The sequence below is a fragment of the Klebsiella sp. D5A genome (assembly GCF_001620885.1).
In the GTDB taxonomy this organism is placed as follows: Bacteria; Pseudomonadota; Gammaproteobacteria; order Enterobacterales; family Enterobacteriaceae; genus Klebsiella; species Klebsiella variicola.
Genome location: NZ_LOAR01000019.1, coordinates 82,018 through 96,615, shown reverse-complemented (window position 1 = coordinate 96,615; position 14,598 = coordinate 82,018). Strand labels below are relative to the sequence as shown.

Below are 14,598 nucleotides of genomic sequence, written 5' to 3'. Positions count from 1 at the left end.
CCGCCAAGACCGTGACCTATGACTTCGAACGTCTGATGGAAGGCGCTAAGCTGCTGAAATGTTCAGAGTTTGGCGACGCTATCATCGCGAACATGTAATCCCGTTGGTGGATTAAGTAAAAGCGGGAGTCGATGGGCTCCCGTTTTTTTTGATTTTCAGTCAATGATTCCCCCAGGTGCTCATCGGATCGTGTAGTGACAGATATCCTGCTGCACGACATCAACCAGTTCAATGCTGCCTTTCTAACTTAAGTATTTGCCATGACCGGGTTATGAACTCAGAAAGATATCAGGTTAGGAAATATCTTGGCAGTTTGCCATTGCCAGAAGTGTATATATAGAATCTCTTTTTCTTTAAAAAGAGATTGATAGCGAAAAAGAATGCGTTGTATAGGTAAAATTCCCTAAAAATCTTGTTCTTCTAATTTTCTTCAATACAATGAAGAAGTCTTACTTTATCTATACAAACTCTAATTCATACATCAAGGAGAGATACTATGGCAGTCCAAACTTATAAGGAATTAGCAGAAATATATGCTGCTCGCATATCTAAATGTAAAGATGGAGATATGCGAGTGATAGAATTGAATAAAATCTGGATGGAAATTCAGACTTTAACAGTAGATGGAAACCCTCTTACTGAGCATCAACGGGTTCGTATGCTCGAAGAGCTAAAAAAGGCCCTGACGGACCTGGGGTATGACGATGATGTTATCGCCCTTGAACACTACAGTGGTAGGGAGGATTATGAGGCGTTAGCTAAATCAGGCTCATCCATTAGCAATGATGAAATACTAGCAATGATGAGAATGGTAGCAAAAGGACCGAAACCATGAATCAAGAACAATTAAATATTGTAACGCTTACGCTGTCATGTATAGCTTTGGTGGCTTCTATCTATTCAGCACTTCAATATCGCAATGCAAACGTTATTTCCAAAAGAGCGCTGAAGTTACAGGAAGCTGCTCTCGAAAGTCAGATTACAAATAGTATTGCTACTGCAACAGTACAGCTGCGCGAGGCATTGATGAAATACGCAGAAGCTGATAGCTCTGCTGTCAACTATCCAATCATCAGCAAAAATTATAATTCAGCACAAGAAACTTGGCTCAATGCATATGATCAAGCCTGTATGAGTTATCGTGAAGGAAAACTAAACAAGGAAACGTTTAAGAAAACTTATCACGTTCCAATCAGAGAGTTGTACGAAGATAAGGAGTTGCAGTTTTTCTTCAGTCCTGCTGACACATCTAAATATCAGTCAATTATATCGGTTTACCGGGAATGGGAAACCTATCATCGCTGACAGTTTCGACAAGAGTCGGGATTTGGCAAGTTATTGTTTTTAGATTGAAATATAAAAAATTAATCTTACTGAACAGGTTTAACTTATTGATTTTAAATTTATTATAGAAGAGGTAGTGAAACATATTATTTGTTTCTGGTTAGGAATGAGCACAGATTAGCTTATCCTCACATGGTGCCCTTAATCCCCCGTCACACGTTCCCCGACATAGAGGTGCGGAATTTATGCGGACATGCAAACAGATGCACCAAAGTTAGAGGGGGAGTTCGGGGAGAAAATGCAGGTTAAAACCGCGCCGAACGTTAAGGCGCCAAATGGGTGACTGAAAAGCAATACGCTATCCGCTCACTTTCAGATTAAACAGCCGGGACAACGCCGCTCTGCCGCTATCCGTCACTTGCACTTCCCGATATCCCGGCGTGCGGGTTATCCATCCTTTCTGCTCAAACAGTGCCATCAGCGCCGATCCGGCGTCACCGCCCAGATGAAAACGTCTTTCACTCCAGTCAAGACAGGGACAGCAAGGCTTACGTCGCGGGCGGGTGTTCAGTACTGCGCCAAGGCGTTCAAGCTGGGCTTTACCGGCTGATGTCAGGGCCAGGCCATCGGCCGCCAGCCATTTTTCCCGCAGCATAAACTCATAAATGTTCACCGCCAGCTCGCCCGCCAAATGGTCGTAGCAGGTGCGTGCGTAACGAAGGTTAACCGGCGTGCTGGGGAGAAGCGTCTTATGCGCCTGCATAGAGACGCCCATCAGGTTTTCCAGCAGCGCGGCGATATGCGCGCCCGCCAGGCGGTAATAGCGGTGACGCCCCTGCGCGAGACACACCACCAGCCCGTTGCTGAGCAGTCGGGCAAGATGTCCGCTGGTGGTGGAGGCAGACACCTCGGCAACCGTACTGAGTTCGGTTGCCGTCCATGCGCGCCCATCCATTAGCGCGCATAGAATACTGACCCTTGACGGGTCAGAGAGGGCGGAGGCCACCATCGCCATAGCGGTTTCCAGCGCCTCCTCTGGCTCACTGTCTTGCTGCGTTTTCAGGAGATTCATTCAGAAAGTATGGCCCATTTTTTGGTCACTTCCGCAGCCCGGGTGTCATCATCGGTAATGAGAATGAGCCGGTTACGGTGGTCGCTGTACTGTACCAGAATATTAATGCCATTGCGGGCAAGGGTGTCTGCGATGTCGCCCAGTTCCCCTGGTCGTTCCTGAGGTAACTTTCTGATCAGAGGACGGCATACACTGCTGACGGCAAAGCCGGCCTCGGTCAGTACCCTGCGGGCTTTCTCACCGTCTTCCACCAGAAAATGCGCATGTCCGGCCTCAGGCGTGGTGAATACGCCGCCGCCTTCGAGCCCCACGCCGTTGTTACCCAGCGCCATACCCATTGCGCCAAGCGAGCCCGGCGTGTTGCTGAGAATCACGTGGATGTCATACATCTGGCTGCGCTCCCCGATCCGATGCGTAATCCCGGAACACGCGGGCAACGCGTATTCTGTAGTATGAAAAAATCGATGCTTTACCTTCGCGCTGGGCAGCCAGATGCCGCTCATTTTGCTGCCAGTTGGCCACCGATGCTTCATCTTCCCACCAGGATAGCGAGAGGATTTTGCCGGGCGTACTCAGGCTCTGAAAGCGCTCAATGGCAATAAACCCCGGCGTGTCTGAAAGCAAAGGCGTCAGCCCGGCCGCAAGCTGTAAATATCTTTCCTGTGCTTCTGGTAAGGCGTCGGCCTCAAAAAGTACTGCAATCATCAGTCTGCTCCGTGGTGAATGTCCCTGCAGTCTACTGACGGCCCGAGCAGAATGCTTCGGTCTGCAGCGAAGTATGGCTGAGGGGGGATACCCTCAGCCGCCGTCCCTGTGCACCGAATTACCGTCCCAGAAACGCGTTACTCTGCGTTAAAAATAATAAATTCAGGCTGGTAACTGACCGGGAAATTGACCGAACGGGCGATAAAACAGACGTGATGGATCTGCTGATGAATGGCCGTGGCGGCGTCGAGATCGGTACCTGATAGTACGGTGATTTTCGGCCTGAGGGTGGCAGAAATAAAGCGACCCGCGCCCCCTTTTAATACTTCACCCATTGCCACCGGTGAGTCCTGATATTCCATGACCGTAATGCCGGCATCGGAGGCCAGATGTAAGTACCACAGCATGTGACAGGCTGAAAGAGAAGAGAGCAGGAGATCTTCCGGGTTCATTTTGCCGGGATCGCCGCCCAGTAATGGATCATTTGAACAATGAATGGGTTCTTTTCCCTTTACCGCGATATCCCAGGTCCGGGCATAAGCCTTGTAACCCGAAGTACCCGTGCCCTGATTGCCGGTCCATGTGATATGGCTGGTATAAGCATGTTGCATAGATTTGCCTTTTCTCTGTGGAGGGGGAGATTTATGTGCTGGCGGCTGCGTTGTTCGCGCATAAATTGCCATCCGTATCTGCTCAATGCTATAAGAAAAGAGCCGTTTTAATGGTGCGTATGTTTTATATGTAAAGAATAAGTGAAGGTCAGATAATGATTACGTCAGTTCAGCCAACGACCACCGTCACCACCACCACCACGACCGTAACCAGCGGTGGTGTGGGCGTATCTGTGACCGGCTCCTGACAAACAGATCCTCACTCCCCGCCAATGTGGACGGGGAGAGACCTCTCCGTTCGTGACACACTGAATGGAGACCCATCATGATTTCATCTGAGCATGCCCTTTTAATTATCGATATGCAGCAGGGGCTTTTCCATAGCCCGGTTTCTCCGTATCAGGCCGATGCGCTTCTGGCGAACGTTTGCCTGCTGATTGAAAAAGCGAGACAGGCTGAGGTGCCCGTCTTCTTTGCCCGCCATACCGGGCCGGACGATTCTCCGTTCTCAGCACAAAGTCCATTAACCCAACTGCTGCCTGAGATGGGGGTTAGCGGCGAGCGAGATATCGTCTTTATTAAAAGGTACCCCTCCTGTTTCCAGCACACTGACCTTGCGCATCGGCTCGCTCAGGCCGGCGTAAAACAGCTGGTTATTGCCGGGATGAAAACCGAATTCTGCGTGGACACGACCTGCCGTGCGGCATCGGCGCTGGGATGGCGGACGGTGCTGATCTCGGATGCGCACTCAACCATGGATAACGAACGGTTGTCAGCGCCTGACATTATCGGCCATCACAATATCACGCTTGCCGGGCCATTTGTGACGCTATCGACCGCCGCAGAGTGGCACTTTTCTGCAGAGAAATAAGGATGAAGAAAGGGAGCTCGATGGCTCCCGTTTGCCACGCCAGTTCATCCGGTTTTACTGTGCATGGCGGCGCAGGGTGGAGGCGGGGTGCCGCCGCAGCGCCTCTTCGGGACGCACAGGGCGCCGCACCAGTTCGCCGCCGCAGTTTGGGCAACGACCGTGCAGCCGCGCCGTCATGCAGTCCCGGCAAAAAGTACACTCGAACGAGCAGATAAACGCCTCGGGTGAGTCTGGCGGCAGATCTTTATCACAGCATTCGCAATTCGGGCGTAACTCGAGCATTAACTTCTCCTGTGGTTAACGGCTGTATCAGCGAGGGCGGGTCAACGCATGCTGTTTTTATATCACGGCCCGGACTGGCTGCCGAGGAGGGCGGATTAACTCCCGCCTCAAAGCGTTGCCTTCCCGGGCTGCATCCCCGGCACAAGGATGACTTTGCGGCATGCCTCTTCGCGTTTCTCAAAGATCTGATAGCCGCGCGCGGCCTCCTCCAGCGGCATATGGTGAGTGACGATCTCCTCAGGGGTGAGCAGCCCTTGCTCAATTAGCGCCAGCAGGTCCGGCAGCCAGGCATGGACGTGGGTTTGCCCCATCCTGAAGGTCAGTCCCTTATCAAAGGCATCACCAAACATAAACCCATGAATGAAACCGGCGTAAACCCCGGGCACGCTGACGATACCGCCGCGGCGCACGGCGGCGATGCACTGACGCAGGGCTTTTCCGCTGCTGCCCTCGATTTTCAGGTTGCTGAGGACGGTTTCCGTGAGGCTGCCTTTCGCCTCGAAGCCCACGGCGTCAATCACCGCGTCGACGCCGCGATGTCCCGGCGTGTTATCGATAATCCACTGCGCCGGGTCGTCATGGGTGTCGAAGTTTATCGGGATCGCGCCATAGCGCTGCTGCGCGAAATCGAGTCGGTAATCGTTATGATCGATGATAAATATCTGCTCTGCGCCATTGAGCCTGGCGCAGGAGGCGCACAGCAGCCCTACCGGGCCGGCGCCAAAAATAGCCACGCTGCTGCCGGGTTTGACCTCGGCGTTTTTTACTGCCTGCCAGGCGGTGGGCAGAATATCTGACAGAAACAGCACCTTTTCATCGGGTAAGGTGTCAGGCACTTTAAATGGTCCGGTATTGGCTTTGGGGACCCGTACATATTCAGCCTGGCCGCCCGGGATGCCGCCGTACAAATCGCTATAGCCAAACAGGGCCGCCGGTGGCGAAATGCCTTTTCGGTTGAGTGTCGCCCCCTGGCCGCTATTGGTGCTTTCGCAGGCGGCATACTGCTGCAGGCGACAAAAGAAGCAGTCTCCGCAGGCGATCACAAACGGGATAACCACCCGGTCGCCTTTGCGGACCGCGGTGACCTCGGAACCCGCTTCCACCACTTCCCCCATAAATTCATGACCGAAAATATCGCCGTGGTGCGTGCCGGGGATCTTTCCGCGGTAAAGATGGAGATCGGAACCGCAAATCGCCGTCGCGGTGACGCGCAGTATAATATCGTCCGGCGCTTCAAGGGCCGGGTCGGGCATGGTGTCGACGCTGACATGATGGGGACCATGATAAGTGAGTGCTTTCATTGCATATTCTCCTGGAGAGAACGGCTGACCGCATCAGGCGCAAAGGCATATTGACCTGACGCGATGGCCACCGATAAACCACCGTAAAAATAAAGCGTAGAGTACAAGTAATGGAACTGCGTGATATTTAAGTTGTTGGGTGTATTTTACGTTTCGCTTATTTCACGTTTGGTTTGTTGGGTTATTTGCATATTCGGATGACGAAGTCTAGCCTTAATCAGGCATGATATTCGCTCCATTTTTTTATTTGATAGCCGCTCCCCCAGCGGCTTTTTTTATTGGTTATCTTTAGAAAAGTTCTGAATTTCATGCCGACGAAGCCTCGCCGCGCCGCTTCGTTATATACCTCAACAGGAGTACTCCGGTTGTATCGATAATACGAGGGCTGCAGGTATTATTTCCCTGCACACAGTAAGTTAGCGGTGATGTGCCGTCTGGTTATTTTTAATGTGTGTTGTGGAATTATTCCGAATTACTGCTGAAAGACGTCGGGAAAACGGAATAATAATTTGACTAACCAGCATTACCCGCTAGAGTTAAATATCGAACGACGAGTGATACGGAATATTTTCGTATCGTACTGACATAACCGAAATACATGAGGTGAAATATGGCAGAGCATCGTGGTGGTTCCGGTAATTTTGCTGAAGACCGTGAAAAAGCTTCTGAAGCAGGTCGTAAAGGTGGTCAGCACAGCGGCGGGAACTTTAAAAATGATCCGCAGCGTGCGTCCGAAGCGGGTAAAAAAGGCGGACAAAACAGCCACGGCGGTGGCCGCAAGTCCGATAATTCCTGATTATCCTTTTCCTTGCACCCTGAAGTGAAAGTATCTCCTGCGAGTCTGTATAGACTCGCAGTTATTTTCTGACTCCAGAAGGTATTTCTATGAATATGAAAAGCATTGAAGATGTATTTATCCACCTGCTCTCAGATACCTACAGCGCAGAGAAACAATTAAACCGCGGGCTGGCTAAACTGGCCAGAGCGGCGTCCAGTGAAAAACTCAGCGCGGCGTTCAATGCTCATCTCGAAGAAACCCAGGGCCAGATTGAACGTATTGACCAAATTATTGAGCAGGAATCCGGCCTGAAAATCAAACGCATGAAATGCGTGGCCATGGAAGGATTAATCGAAGAGGCCAATGAAGTCGTTGAGAGCACGGAAAAAAATGAGGTACGAGATGCTGCGCTAATTGCCGCTGCGCAAAAGGTCGAGCATTACGAAATTGCCAGTTACGGCACCCTGGTCACCCTGGCAGAACAGCTGGGCTATAAAAAAGCGGTCAAATTGCTGGCCGAAACGCTGGAAGAAGAAAAGCAAACCGACGTTAAATTAACCGATTTGGCGGTAGGTAACATTAATAAAAAAGCGGAAAAATAAACGCTCCCTGACACGAGGAAATGACCATGAATCACGTTGAACATTATCATGACTGGCTACGCGATGCGCATGCCATGGAAAAGCAGGCAGAATCCATGCTGGAATCGATGGCTGGCCGTATCGATAATTATCCGGATCTCCGTGCCAGAATTGAACAGCATATTAATGAGACCAAACGGCAAATTACCGTGCTGGAAGAGATCCTCGACCGCAACGACATTTCGCGCTCGGTGATTAAAGATTCGATGAGTAAAATGGCGGCTCTCGGCCAGTCCATCGGCGGAATGTTTCCTTCCGATGAAATCGTCAAAGGCTCGATCAGCGGGTACGTCTTCGAGCAATTTGAGATCGCCTGCTACACCTCTCTGCTGGCGGCGGCTGAAAAAGCGGGCGACACCGCCTCCATCCCGGCTATTGAGGCTATCCTGGCGGAAGAGCGGGAAATGGCCGACTGGCTGATCAAACATATTCCTCAGACCACGGAGCAGTTTCTCCTGCGTTCAGATGCTGACGGCGTAGAAGCGAAAAAATAACCCAGGAGGCAGGCCTATGTTTCGTCATGTGAAACAACTGCAGTATACCGTGCGCGTTGCTGAACCCAATCCGGGGCTCGCGAACTTACTGCTCGAACAGTTTGGCGGCCCTCAGGGCGAGCTGGCCGCCGCGTGTCGTTATTTCACTCAGGGATTAAGCGATGACGATCCCGGCCGCAAAGATATGCTAATGGATATCGCGACAGAGGAGCTGAGCCATCTGGAGATCATTGGCACCCTGGTCGGCATGCTGAATAAAGGCGCCAAAGGAGCCCTGGCGGAGGGCACCGAAAGCGAGGCGGAACTTTATCGTTCACTTACTGCCAACGGCAATGACAGCCATATTACCTCGCTGCTGTACGGCGGCGGTCCCCCGCTGACTAACTCGGCGGGCGTGCCGTGGACGGCGGCCTACATTGATACTATCGGCGAACCCACCGCCGACCTGCGGTCGAATGTCGCGGCGGAGGCGAGGGCGAAGATCGTCTATGAACGCCTGATCAACGTGACCGACGATCCCGGCGTGAAAGACGCGCTGGCGTTCCTGATGACCCGCGAAGCGGCGCATCAGCTCTCTTTTGAGAAGGCGCTGCAGTCGATTCGCAACAACTATCCACCGGGCAAACTGCCGCCCATTAGCGAGTACGCTAACACCTACTACAATATGTCAGAAGGTGGAGAAGTACGCGGCAGCTGGAACAGTGACAAACACTTCGATTATGTCAAGGATCCGCAGCCGGCTGTGGATGGCGGAGATGGCAGCGCTACTGTCGGCCTGACGCCAGAGCAGGAAGCGCTGTGCAAAGCGATGCTGAAGCGAACGCAGTCTGACCCGCAGGGCGATCCTTTGACCGGCGCCGAACTCGGCGCCGGTAAGCAAAACACTTCCTCATCGGCTAAGTGATGTTCGCATGAGCCCCGGCTGCGGCCGGGGCGATTCACAATGATGGGTGTGGAATATGTTTGAATTCGACGCGTTTCATCTGGCCCGATTGCAATTCGCCTTTACCGTTTCCTTCCATATCCTCTTTCCGGCCATCACCATCGGCCTTGCCAGCTACCTTGTGGTGCTTGAGGGGATGTGGCTGCGAACCCGGGATAACGTCTGGCGCTCACTCTACAATTTCTGGCTGAAAATTTTCGCCGTCAATTTTGGGATGGGCGTGGTCTCCGGATTAGTGATGTCCTATCAGTTCGGCACCAACTGGAGCGGATTTTCCCAGTTTGCTGGCAGCATAACCGGCCCGCTGCTGCTGTACGAAGTGCTGACTGCCTTTTTCCTCGAAGCGGGATTCCTCGGGGTAATGCTATTTGGCTGGAATAAAGTGCCGCCGGCGCTGCATTTTTTTACTACCTGCATGGTGGCGCTTGGCACCCTGGTCTCCACTTTCTGGATCCTCGCCTCCAACAGCTGGATGCAGACACCGCAGGGTTTTACCATCGAAAATGGCCATCTCATTCCGCAGGACTGGCTGGCGATTATCTTTAACCCCTCGTTCCCGTATCGTTTGTTTCATATGGCGATAGCCGCGTTTCTCAGCAGCGCCATGTTCGTCGGGGCCTCTGCCGCGTGGCATCTTCTGCGCGGCAACGACTCGCCGGCCATCCGCAAAATGCTGTCGATGGCGATGTGGATGGCGCTGCTGGTAGCGCCAATCCAGGCGGTGGTGGGGGATATGCATGGTCTTAACACCCTTGAGCATCAGCCAGCGAAGATCGCCGCCATCGAGGGGCACTGGGAAAACCGACCCGGCGAGGCCACGCCGCTGCTGCTGTTTGGCCTGCCGGATATGGAACAGGAGCGCACCCGCTATGGCCTCGAGATCCCCGCTCTCGGCAGCCTGATCCTCACCCACAGTCTGCATAAGCAGGTGCCGGCGCTGAAAGACTTCCCGAAAGAGGACCGACCCTATTCGCCCGCCGTTTTCTGGTCGTTTCGCATCATGGTTGGGATGGGCGTGTTGATGATCGCCTTAGGGATCTGCAGCGCCTGGCTGCGCTATCGGCGGCGACTGTATCACTCGCGTCCCTTTCAGTGGTTTGCGCTCTGCATGGGGCCTGCCGGCCTTATTGCCCTGGTTGCCGGGTGGGTGACCACCGAGATGGGTCGCCAGCCGTGGGTGATCTACGGCTTGCTGCGCACCCGGGATGCGGTGTCGTTGCACAGCACGCTGCAGATGGCCATCAGCCTGCTGGTGTTTATCGTGGTCTACTGCGCGGTATTTGGCGTGGGGTATTACTACATTTTTCGGCTGATTAAAAAAGGGCCGCAACCGGTGACGGAGCTGACCTCGCAAACCGCCGGCACCCCGGCGCGTCCGCTCTCGGCGGCAGAGCCGGTGCGTGATGAGGAGAACGCATCATGAGCATCGATATCTCGGTGATTTGGTTTGTCATCATCGTCTTCGCCACGCTGATGTATATCGTGATGGATGGTTTCGATTTAGGTATTGGGATGCTGTTCAGCGTGGTGCATGATGGCGAAGAGCGCGATGTGATGGTCAACAGCGTGGCGCCCGTCTGGGATGGAAATGAAACCTGGCTGGTACTCGGCGGGGCTGGGCTGTTCGGCGCCTTTCCGCTGGCCTATGCGGTGATCACCGATGCGCTGGTCATCCCGCTGACGGCGATGCTCATCGGCCTGATTTTTCGCGGCGTGGCGTTTGAGTTTCGTTTTAAAGCGGTTCCCTCGCATCGTACCTTCTGGGATTATGCCTTCGCCGGCGGCTCGCTGCTGGCGACCTTCAGCCAGGGGATTGTCGTCGGCGCGTTTATCAACGGCTTTGCGGTGGCTGACCGCCGCTTCGCCGGTTCAACGCTGGACTGGCTTACCCCCTTTAACCTGTTCTGCGGTCTGGGGCTGGTGGTGGCCTATCTGCTGCTCGGCACCACGTGGCTGATCATGAAAAGCGAAGGCGCGCTGCAGCAGCGGATGCGCGAGCTGACCCGCAAGGTGCTGCTGGCGCTGATGGTGGTGATCGCGGTGGTCAGCGTCTGGACGCCGTTGGGCTGGCGCTATGTGGCGGAGCGCTGGTTTACGCTACCCAATTTCTTCTGGTTCCTGCCGGTACCGATCCTGGTGTTGGCGCTGAGCCTGTGGATCTGGCGCCTGAGCGCGCGCCCCGCCAGCCACGCTCGTCCCTTTATCCTGACGCTGGGCCTGATTTTCCTCGGCTTCAGCGGGTTGGGGATCAGCGTCTGGCCGAACATTATCCCACCGAATATCTCCCTGTGGGATGCCGCCGCGCCGCCCTCCAGCCAGGTATTTATGCTGCCGGGGGCGCTGCTCATTATCCCGGTGATCCTGATGTATACCGCCTGGAGTTATTACGTCTTTCGCGGCAAAGTCTCCGGCAGCGAGGGCTATCACTGAGCCTGATTCGCGCCGGCAGGTGAGGATTTGCCGGCGCGTCGCGCCAACCGCGCGGGAATGACCGAGATAGTCGCGGACAAGCCGGCGACCCGTTCCACCCCCTCGGGCAGGGTATCGATATGGATGCGTACCGGCACACGCTGCGCCAGCCGCACCCAGCTGAAGGTCGGCTCGACCTCCGGCAGGCCCAGGGCGCCGGTCTCATCATTGGTATCGCCGATCCCGTGTCCGATACTCTCGACATGGCCGGTAATGACCGGATCATACCCCATCAGCGTGATATGTGCGGTATCGCCAACGTGGATGTGGCGCAGACGGGTCTCTTCAAAATACCCCACCACCCAGAAACGCTGGCCATCGATAATGGCCACTTTCGTCACCCCGGCGGTGGCATAGTCGCCCGGGCGTAGCCGCAGATGGGTGACGTACCCGGCCACCGGCGTCCGCACGGTGGCATGCGCTAAATTTAGTTGCGCCAGCGCCAGTGCCGCCAGCGCGCCCTGGTAGTTAGCGGCCGCGACGCTGGCCGCGCTGTTGGTCTGTTTCAGATCTTCGCTGGAGATGACGCCCTGGATCTGCGCCCGTCGTCTGGCGGCATCCTGGCGCATCGCCATCTCCTGGCGTCGGGCTTCCACCTCCGCCTGGGCGCTACTGACCGCCAGCTTCAGCCAGCGCGGATCGATGGAATAGAGCACATCTCCCCGATTGACCCACTGGTTGTCTTTTACCGCCACGCTGGCCACCGGTCCCGAGACATCGGGAGCGATCTGCACCACGTCGGCCCGTACCCGACCATCGCGGGTCCAGGGCGTTTGCGCCTCCTGTTTCCAGAGAATGAAAGCCAGTAGCGCGGCGGCGGCAACGGCGCCTAAGGTCAGGGCGTAGCGGCCCAGAAGAGTGAGATAGACTGTCATACGGCAAACCCCAGCGTGTTAACCTCCTGCAGGAGCAGGAAAAAGAGTGCGATATAGAGGGAAAGCCCCCACAGCGGGCGGCAGGGCAAGCGGCCCAGGCCCCGGACGGAGAAAATAAGCGGTTGCAGCAGCAGCGTCGCGAGCAGGGCGACAAGGCCGACAACCAGCAGGCCGGGGAAAAATACCCCGCCCATCGCGAGATCACGCATGGTTTTGGCTCTCCTCAGGCCGGTGTAAGGCGCAATACAGGGAAATGAGCGCTTCCGCGCGCTCATGTGAGGCGGCATCAGCCGGTAAACCGTGGGCTAACAGCGCGTCAACAGGCTGCGCGAGGGCCTCTATGTCCGGCTCCTGTCTAAGGGCGTCAAGCAGCGTCTGCACAGCGGTAGCCGCTTCTCGATCCACCGGCTGATAGCTACGGCGCAGGTGGATCACCGCCAGGCCGGTACGAATATCGTGCAGCATCTTGTCCAGCAGCTGACCTGCGGTTGGCCCGCTCTGCGGTAGCCGCGGCAGCAGTAAAGCGGTCCGGTCGATCATCAGGTTGGTCCAGCGGTGGGCATTGTGCGCCAGTCGGCCCCGCGCGGCGCGGCGGATATCGCGACGGCACAGTGTCAGCAGACGATGGACAGCGGCATCGGCCTGCACGGTTTGCAGCAGACGCATACCAAACGCGGCATAGCCGATGGCGACAAACAGCGCGATAGAGGTATTCATCGCCGTCGCGAAATCCCCCTGATAACTGGGGCCCAGTTCGCACAATATCGGCAGCGTCAGGGTGATGCCCATCGCCATAAAGGTGGTCGGCGGCCGCGCCTGCAGCGAACCGGCCAGCAGATAGACCGGGGCGAGCATCGCCGCCAGCAGGGCAAATTCGCTCACCTGCGGCAGCAGGGCGAAGCTATACAGCAGGCTGAACAGCACGCCCCACACGCAGCCGATCAGGTATTTCACCAGCTGCGCCGCCGGCGCATAGAAGCTGGCGAACAGGCTACAGCAGACCCCGAGGATCGAGACCGCAGTGCCGCCATCGGGCCAGGCAGAGCCTATCCAGATCAGGCAGCCGCTGAGGATGATGACGAAGGCGCCGAAGGCGGTCCGCAGGGCGCTGAGCGGATCGCGATGGAAAACATAGCCCTTTGCCGAGCGGGCGTCAGAGGGCAGGGTTGGCGATCGGCGGTGATAAATCGCCTTCGCCAGCCGTTCGCTCTGCTGCAGGAGACGGATGGCTTCCGCCAGGTGGCGCACCAGGCTAACGCGCAGCGCCTCGTTCAGCGTCTGCGCAGGGGCGCACCGGTTGATGAGCTGCTCGCAGCGGGAGAGTAGTTCGTCGGCGGAGAGCGCCGTTCTGTCGGCTTCCGGACCTCTCAGCCAGACCTCTGCCTCCGTTAGCAGCGTCTGCAGGTCGTCAGGTGGCTGCCCGCACCTCTGTAAACGGTCATACAATTCGCCATTGACGATCAACAGTCGCGCCAGCCGGTCGTGGATCGCTTTTCTGACCTCGCGGTGGGGAACAGAGAGACCGTCATCCCAGGGAAGATGGTGGTTGATGCCCTGCAAAAACTGCAGGCTCAGCGCCAGCCGCAGGGTTTCCGCCGCCACCGGCTTACCGGCCAGCGTATCGGCGATCCGCTGCCGGGCGGTTGCCAGCGTCTGTGCCAGCGTGCTGTTAAACCGCCCGGCGATGCGCACCGGCAGCACGAAGCGGTGAATCAATCCGGCGCACAAGATACCGATGGCGATCTCTTCCACCCGAATGACCGCGAGGTCAAAGATGGTCCCGGGCACGGAGACGGCGGGGAAACCAATCAGGCTCGCGGTGTAGCCCGCCAGCAAAAAAGCGTATCCGCGCGGCGTGCGCTCAAGCAGCGACAGACACAGGCAACCCGCGATCCACAGGCCCAGCATGGCGCTACACAGGATCGGCTGGTTAACGAAGGTGGGCACGATGAAGACGGTGGCCGCCGCGCCGACGAGGGTCCCGACCAGGCGATAGACGCTGCGGCTTAGCGATGCGCCCACCGAGGTCTGCGACACGATATAGACAGTGATGATGGCCCACGAAGGCCTTTGCAGGCCGATGGATAGCGCAAGATAGTACGCCAGCATCGCCGCGGCGAAACTCTTTGCGGAAAAGAGTATTGCCTGGGCATCACTGCGCAGGACGGCTGAAGTCGATTGCGGCATGAAAGGGCGCGCGACGGCGCCTGCGGCACGCAGCCAGGCGGCCTGGCGAAAGAGGTTAATGTTCATGCCGCGGATTATGGCTGGC

General features: G+C 55.9%; 19 protein-coding genes. 10 read left to right on the top strand and 9 right to left on the bottom strand.

Annotated elements, in window-relative coordinates:
- From AS136_RS27435 to AS136_RS22910, 3 genes are all read left to right on the top strand, one after another.
- A partial coding sequence (locus AS136_RS27435; protein ID WP_228140427.1) for a hypothetical protein occupies positions 1–98 on the top strand: 98 nt, incomplete at its 5' end.
- Between the two features lie 398 nt (positions 99–496).
- A complete protein-coding gene (locus AS136_RS22915) occupies positions 497–835 on the top strand; it encodes a hypothetical protein (protein WP_032732780.1) in 339 nt (112 codons plus the stop codon).
- Positions 832–1,305 (top strand): hypothetical protein, encoded by a 474-nt coding sequence (locus AS136_RS22910; protein WP_032730035.1) that lies wholly within the window; start codon positions 832–834, stop codon positions 1,303–1,305. Before AS136_RS22915 ends, AS136_RS22910 begins: the two co-directional genes overlap by 4 nt.
- A 337-nt stretch (positions 1,306–1,642) precedes the next feature.
- On the opposite strand, the gene AS136_RS22905 is transcribed toward AS136_RS22910, so the two are convergent.
- The 4 genes from AS136_RS22905 to AS136_RS22890 all read right to left on the bottom strand — a co-directional run bounded on the left by AS136_RS22905 (position 1,643) and on the right by AS136_RS22890 (position 3,672).
- Positions 1,643–2,356, bottom strand: coding sequence for an ArsR/SmtB family transcription factor (locus AS136_RS22905; protein ID WP_032732782.1), 714 nt, complete (start codon positions 2,354–2,356; stop codon positions 1,643–1,645).
- Positions 2,353–2,745: an amino acid-binding protein gene (locus AS136_RS22900; RefSeq protein WP_032732783.1), complete on the bottom strand. Its 393-nt coding sequence runs from the start codon at positions 2,743–2,745 to the stop codon at positions 2,353–2,355. The genes AS136_RS22905 and AS136_RS22900 overlap by 4 nt, the downstream gene beginning before the upstream one ends.
- Positions 2,738–3,061 (bottom strand): antibiotic biosynthesis monooxygenase family protein, encoded by a 324-nt coding sequence (locus tag AS136_RS22895; protein ID WP_012542151.1) that lies wholly within the window; start codon positions 3,059–3,061, stop codon positions 2,738–2,740. The genes AS136_RS22900 and AS136_RS22895 overlap by 8 nt, the downstream gene beginning before the upstream one ends.
- A 137-nt stretch (positions 3,062–3,198) precedes the next feature.
- On the bottom strand, positions 3,199–3,672 hold the full coding sequence (locus AS136_RS22890) for an OsmC family protein (protein ID WP_022066230.1): 474 nt from the start codon (positions 3,670–3,672) through the stop codon (positions 3,199–3,201).
- 325 nt (positions 3,673–3,997) lie between these two features.
- On the opposite strand from AS136_RS22890, the gene AS136_RS22885 reads away from it, so the two are divergent.
- On the top strand, positions 3,998–4,543 hold the full coding sequence (locus AS136_RS22885; protein ID WP_063267035.1) for a cysteine hydrolase family protein: 546 nt from the start codon (positions 3,998–4,000) through the stop codon (positions 4,541–4,543).
- A gap of 54 nt (positions 4,544–4,597) precedes the next feature.
- Here the strand turns inward: AS136_RS22885 and AS136_RS22880 are convergent, their stop codons facing one another.
- Both AS136_RS22880 and AS136_RS22875 read right to left on the bottom strand, forming a co-directional pair.
- On the bottom strand, positions 4,598–4,825 hold the full coding sequence (locus AS136_RS22880; RefSeq protein ID WP_012542149.1) for a DUF1272 domain-containing protein: 228 nt from the start codon (positions 4,823–4,825) through the stop codon (positions 4,598–4,600).
- A gap of 107 nt (positions 4,826–4,932) precedes the next feature.
- A complete protein-coding gene (locus tag AS136_RS22875) occupies positions 4,933–6,126 on the bottom strand; it encodes a zinc-dependent alcohol dehydrogenase (protein ID WP_008807708.1) in 1,194 nt (397 codons plus the stop codon).
- Positions 6,127–6,736: 610 nt separating this feature from the next.
- On the opposite strand from AS136_RS22875, the gene AS136_RS22870 reads away from it, so the two are divergent.
- From AS136_RS22870 to cydB, 6 genes are all read left to right on the top strand, one after another.
- The gene (locus tag AS136_RS22870; protein ID WP_004150795.1) at positions 6,737–6,922 is read left to right on the top strand and encodes a con-10 family general stress protein; all 186 of its coding nucleotides are present in this window, start codon (positions 6,737–6,739) and stop codon (positions 6,920–6,922) included.
- 89 nt (positions 6,923–7,011) lie between these two features.
- On the top strand, positions 7,012–7,506 hold the full coding sequence (locus tag AS136_RS22865) for a YciE/YciF ferroxidase family protein (protein WP_063267034.1): 495 nt from the start codon (positions 7,012–7,014) through the stop codon (positions 7,504–7,506).
- Between the two features lie 26 nt (positions 7,507–7,532).
- Complete coding sequence (locus tag AS136_RS22860; RefSeq protein ID WP_008807706.1) at positions 7,533–8,039, top strand: ferritin-like domain-containing protein; 507 nt, start codon at positions 7,533–7,535, stop codon at positions 8,037–8,039.
- Positions 8,040–8,055: 16 nt separating this feature from the next.
- On the top strand, positions 8,056–8,943 hold the full coding sequence (locus tag AS136_RS22855; protein WP_012542146.1) for a manganese catalase family protein: 888 nt from the start codon (positions 8,056–8,058) through the stop codon (positions 8,941–8,943).
- A gap of 55 nt (positions 8,944–8,998) precedes the next feature.
- Positions 8,999–10,405, top strand: a complete 1,407-nt coding sequence (locus AS136_RS22850; protein ID WP_012542145.1) for a cytochrome ubiquinol oxidase subunit I — start codon at positions 8,999–9,001, stop codon at positions 10,403–10,405.
- Positions 10,402–11,412, top strand: coding sequence for a cytochrome d ubiquinol oxidase subunit II (gene cydB / locus AS136_RS22845; protein WP_008807703.1), 1,011 nt, complete (start codon positions 10,402–10,404; stop codon positions 11,410–11,412). The genes AS136_RS22850 and cydB overlap by 4 nt, the downstream gene beginning before the upstream one ends.
- Here cydB and AS136_RS22840 read toward each other — a convergent pair.
- From AS136_RS22840 to AS136_RS22830, 3 genes are read right to left on the bottom strand one after another with little or no spacing between them, the layout of a single operon-like run.
- Positions 11,406–12,326: an efflux RND transporter periplasmic adaptor subunit gene (locus tag AS136_RS22840; RefSeq protein WP_012968538.1), complete on the bottom strand. Its 921-nt coding sequence runs from the start codon at positions 12,324–12,326 to the stop codon at positions 11,406–11,408. The genes cydB and AS136_RS22840 overlap by 7 nt on opposite strands.
- Complete coding sequence (locus AS136_RS22835; protein WP_012968537.1) at positions 12,323–12,535, bottom strand: DUF1656 domain-containing protein; 213 nt, start codon at positions 12,533–12,535, stop codon at positions 12,323–12,325. The genes AS136_RS22840 and AS136_RS22835 overlap by 4 nt, the downstream gene beginning before the upstream one ends.
- Positions 12,528–14,579: an FUSC family protein gene (locus AS136_RS22830; RefSeq protein ID WP_063267033.1), complete on the bottom strand. Its 2,052-nt coding sequence runs from the start codon at positions 14,577–14,579 to the stop codon at positions 12,528–12,530. The genes AS136_RS22835 and AS136_RS22830 overlap by 8 nt, the downstream gene beginning before the upstream one ends.
- Positions 14,580–14,598: the final 19 nt, after the last annotated feature.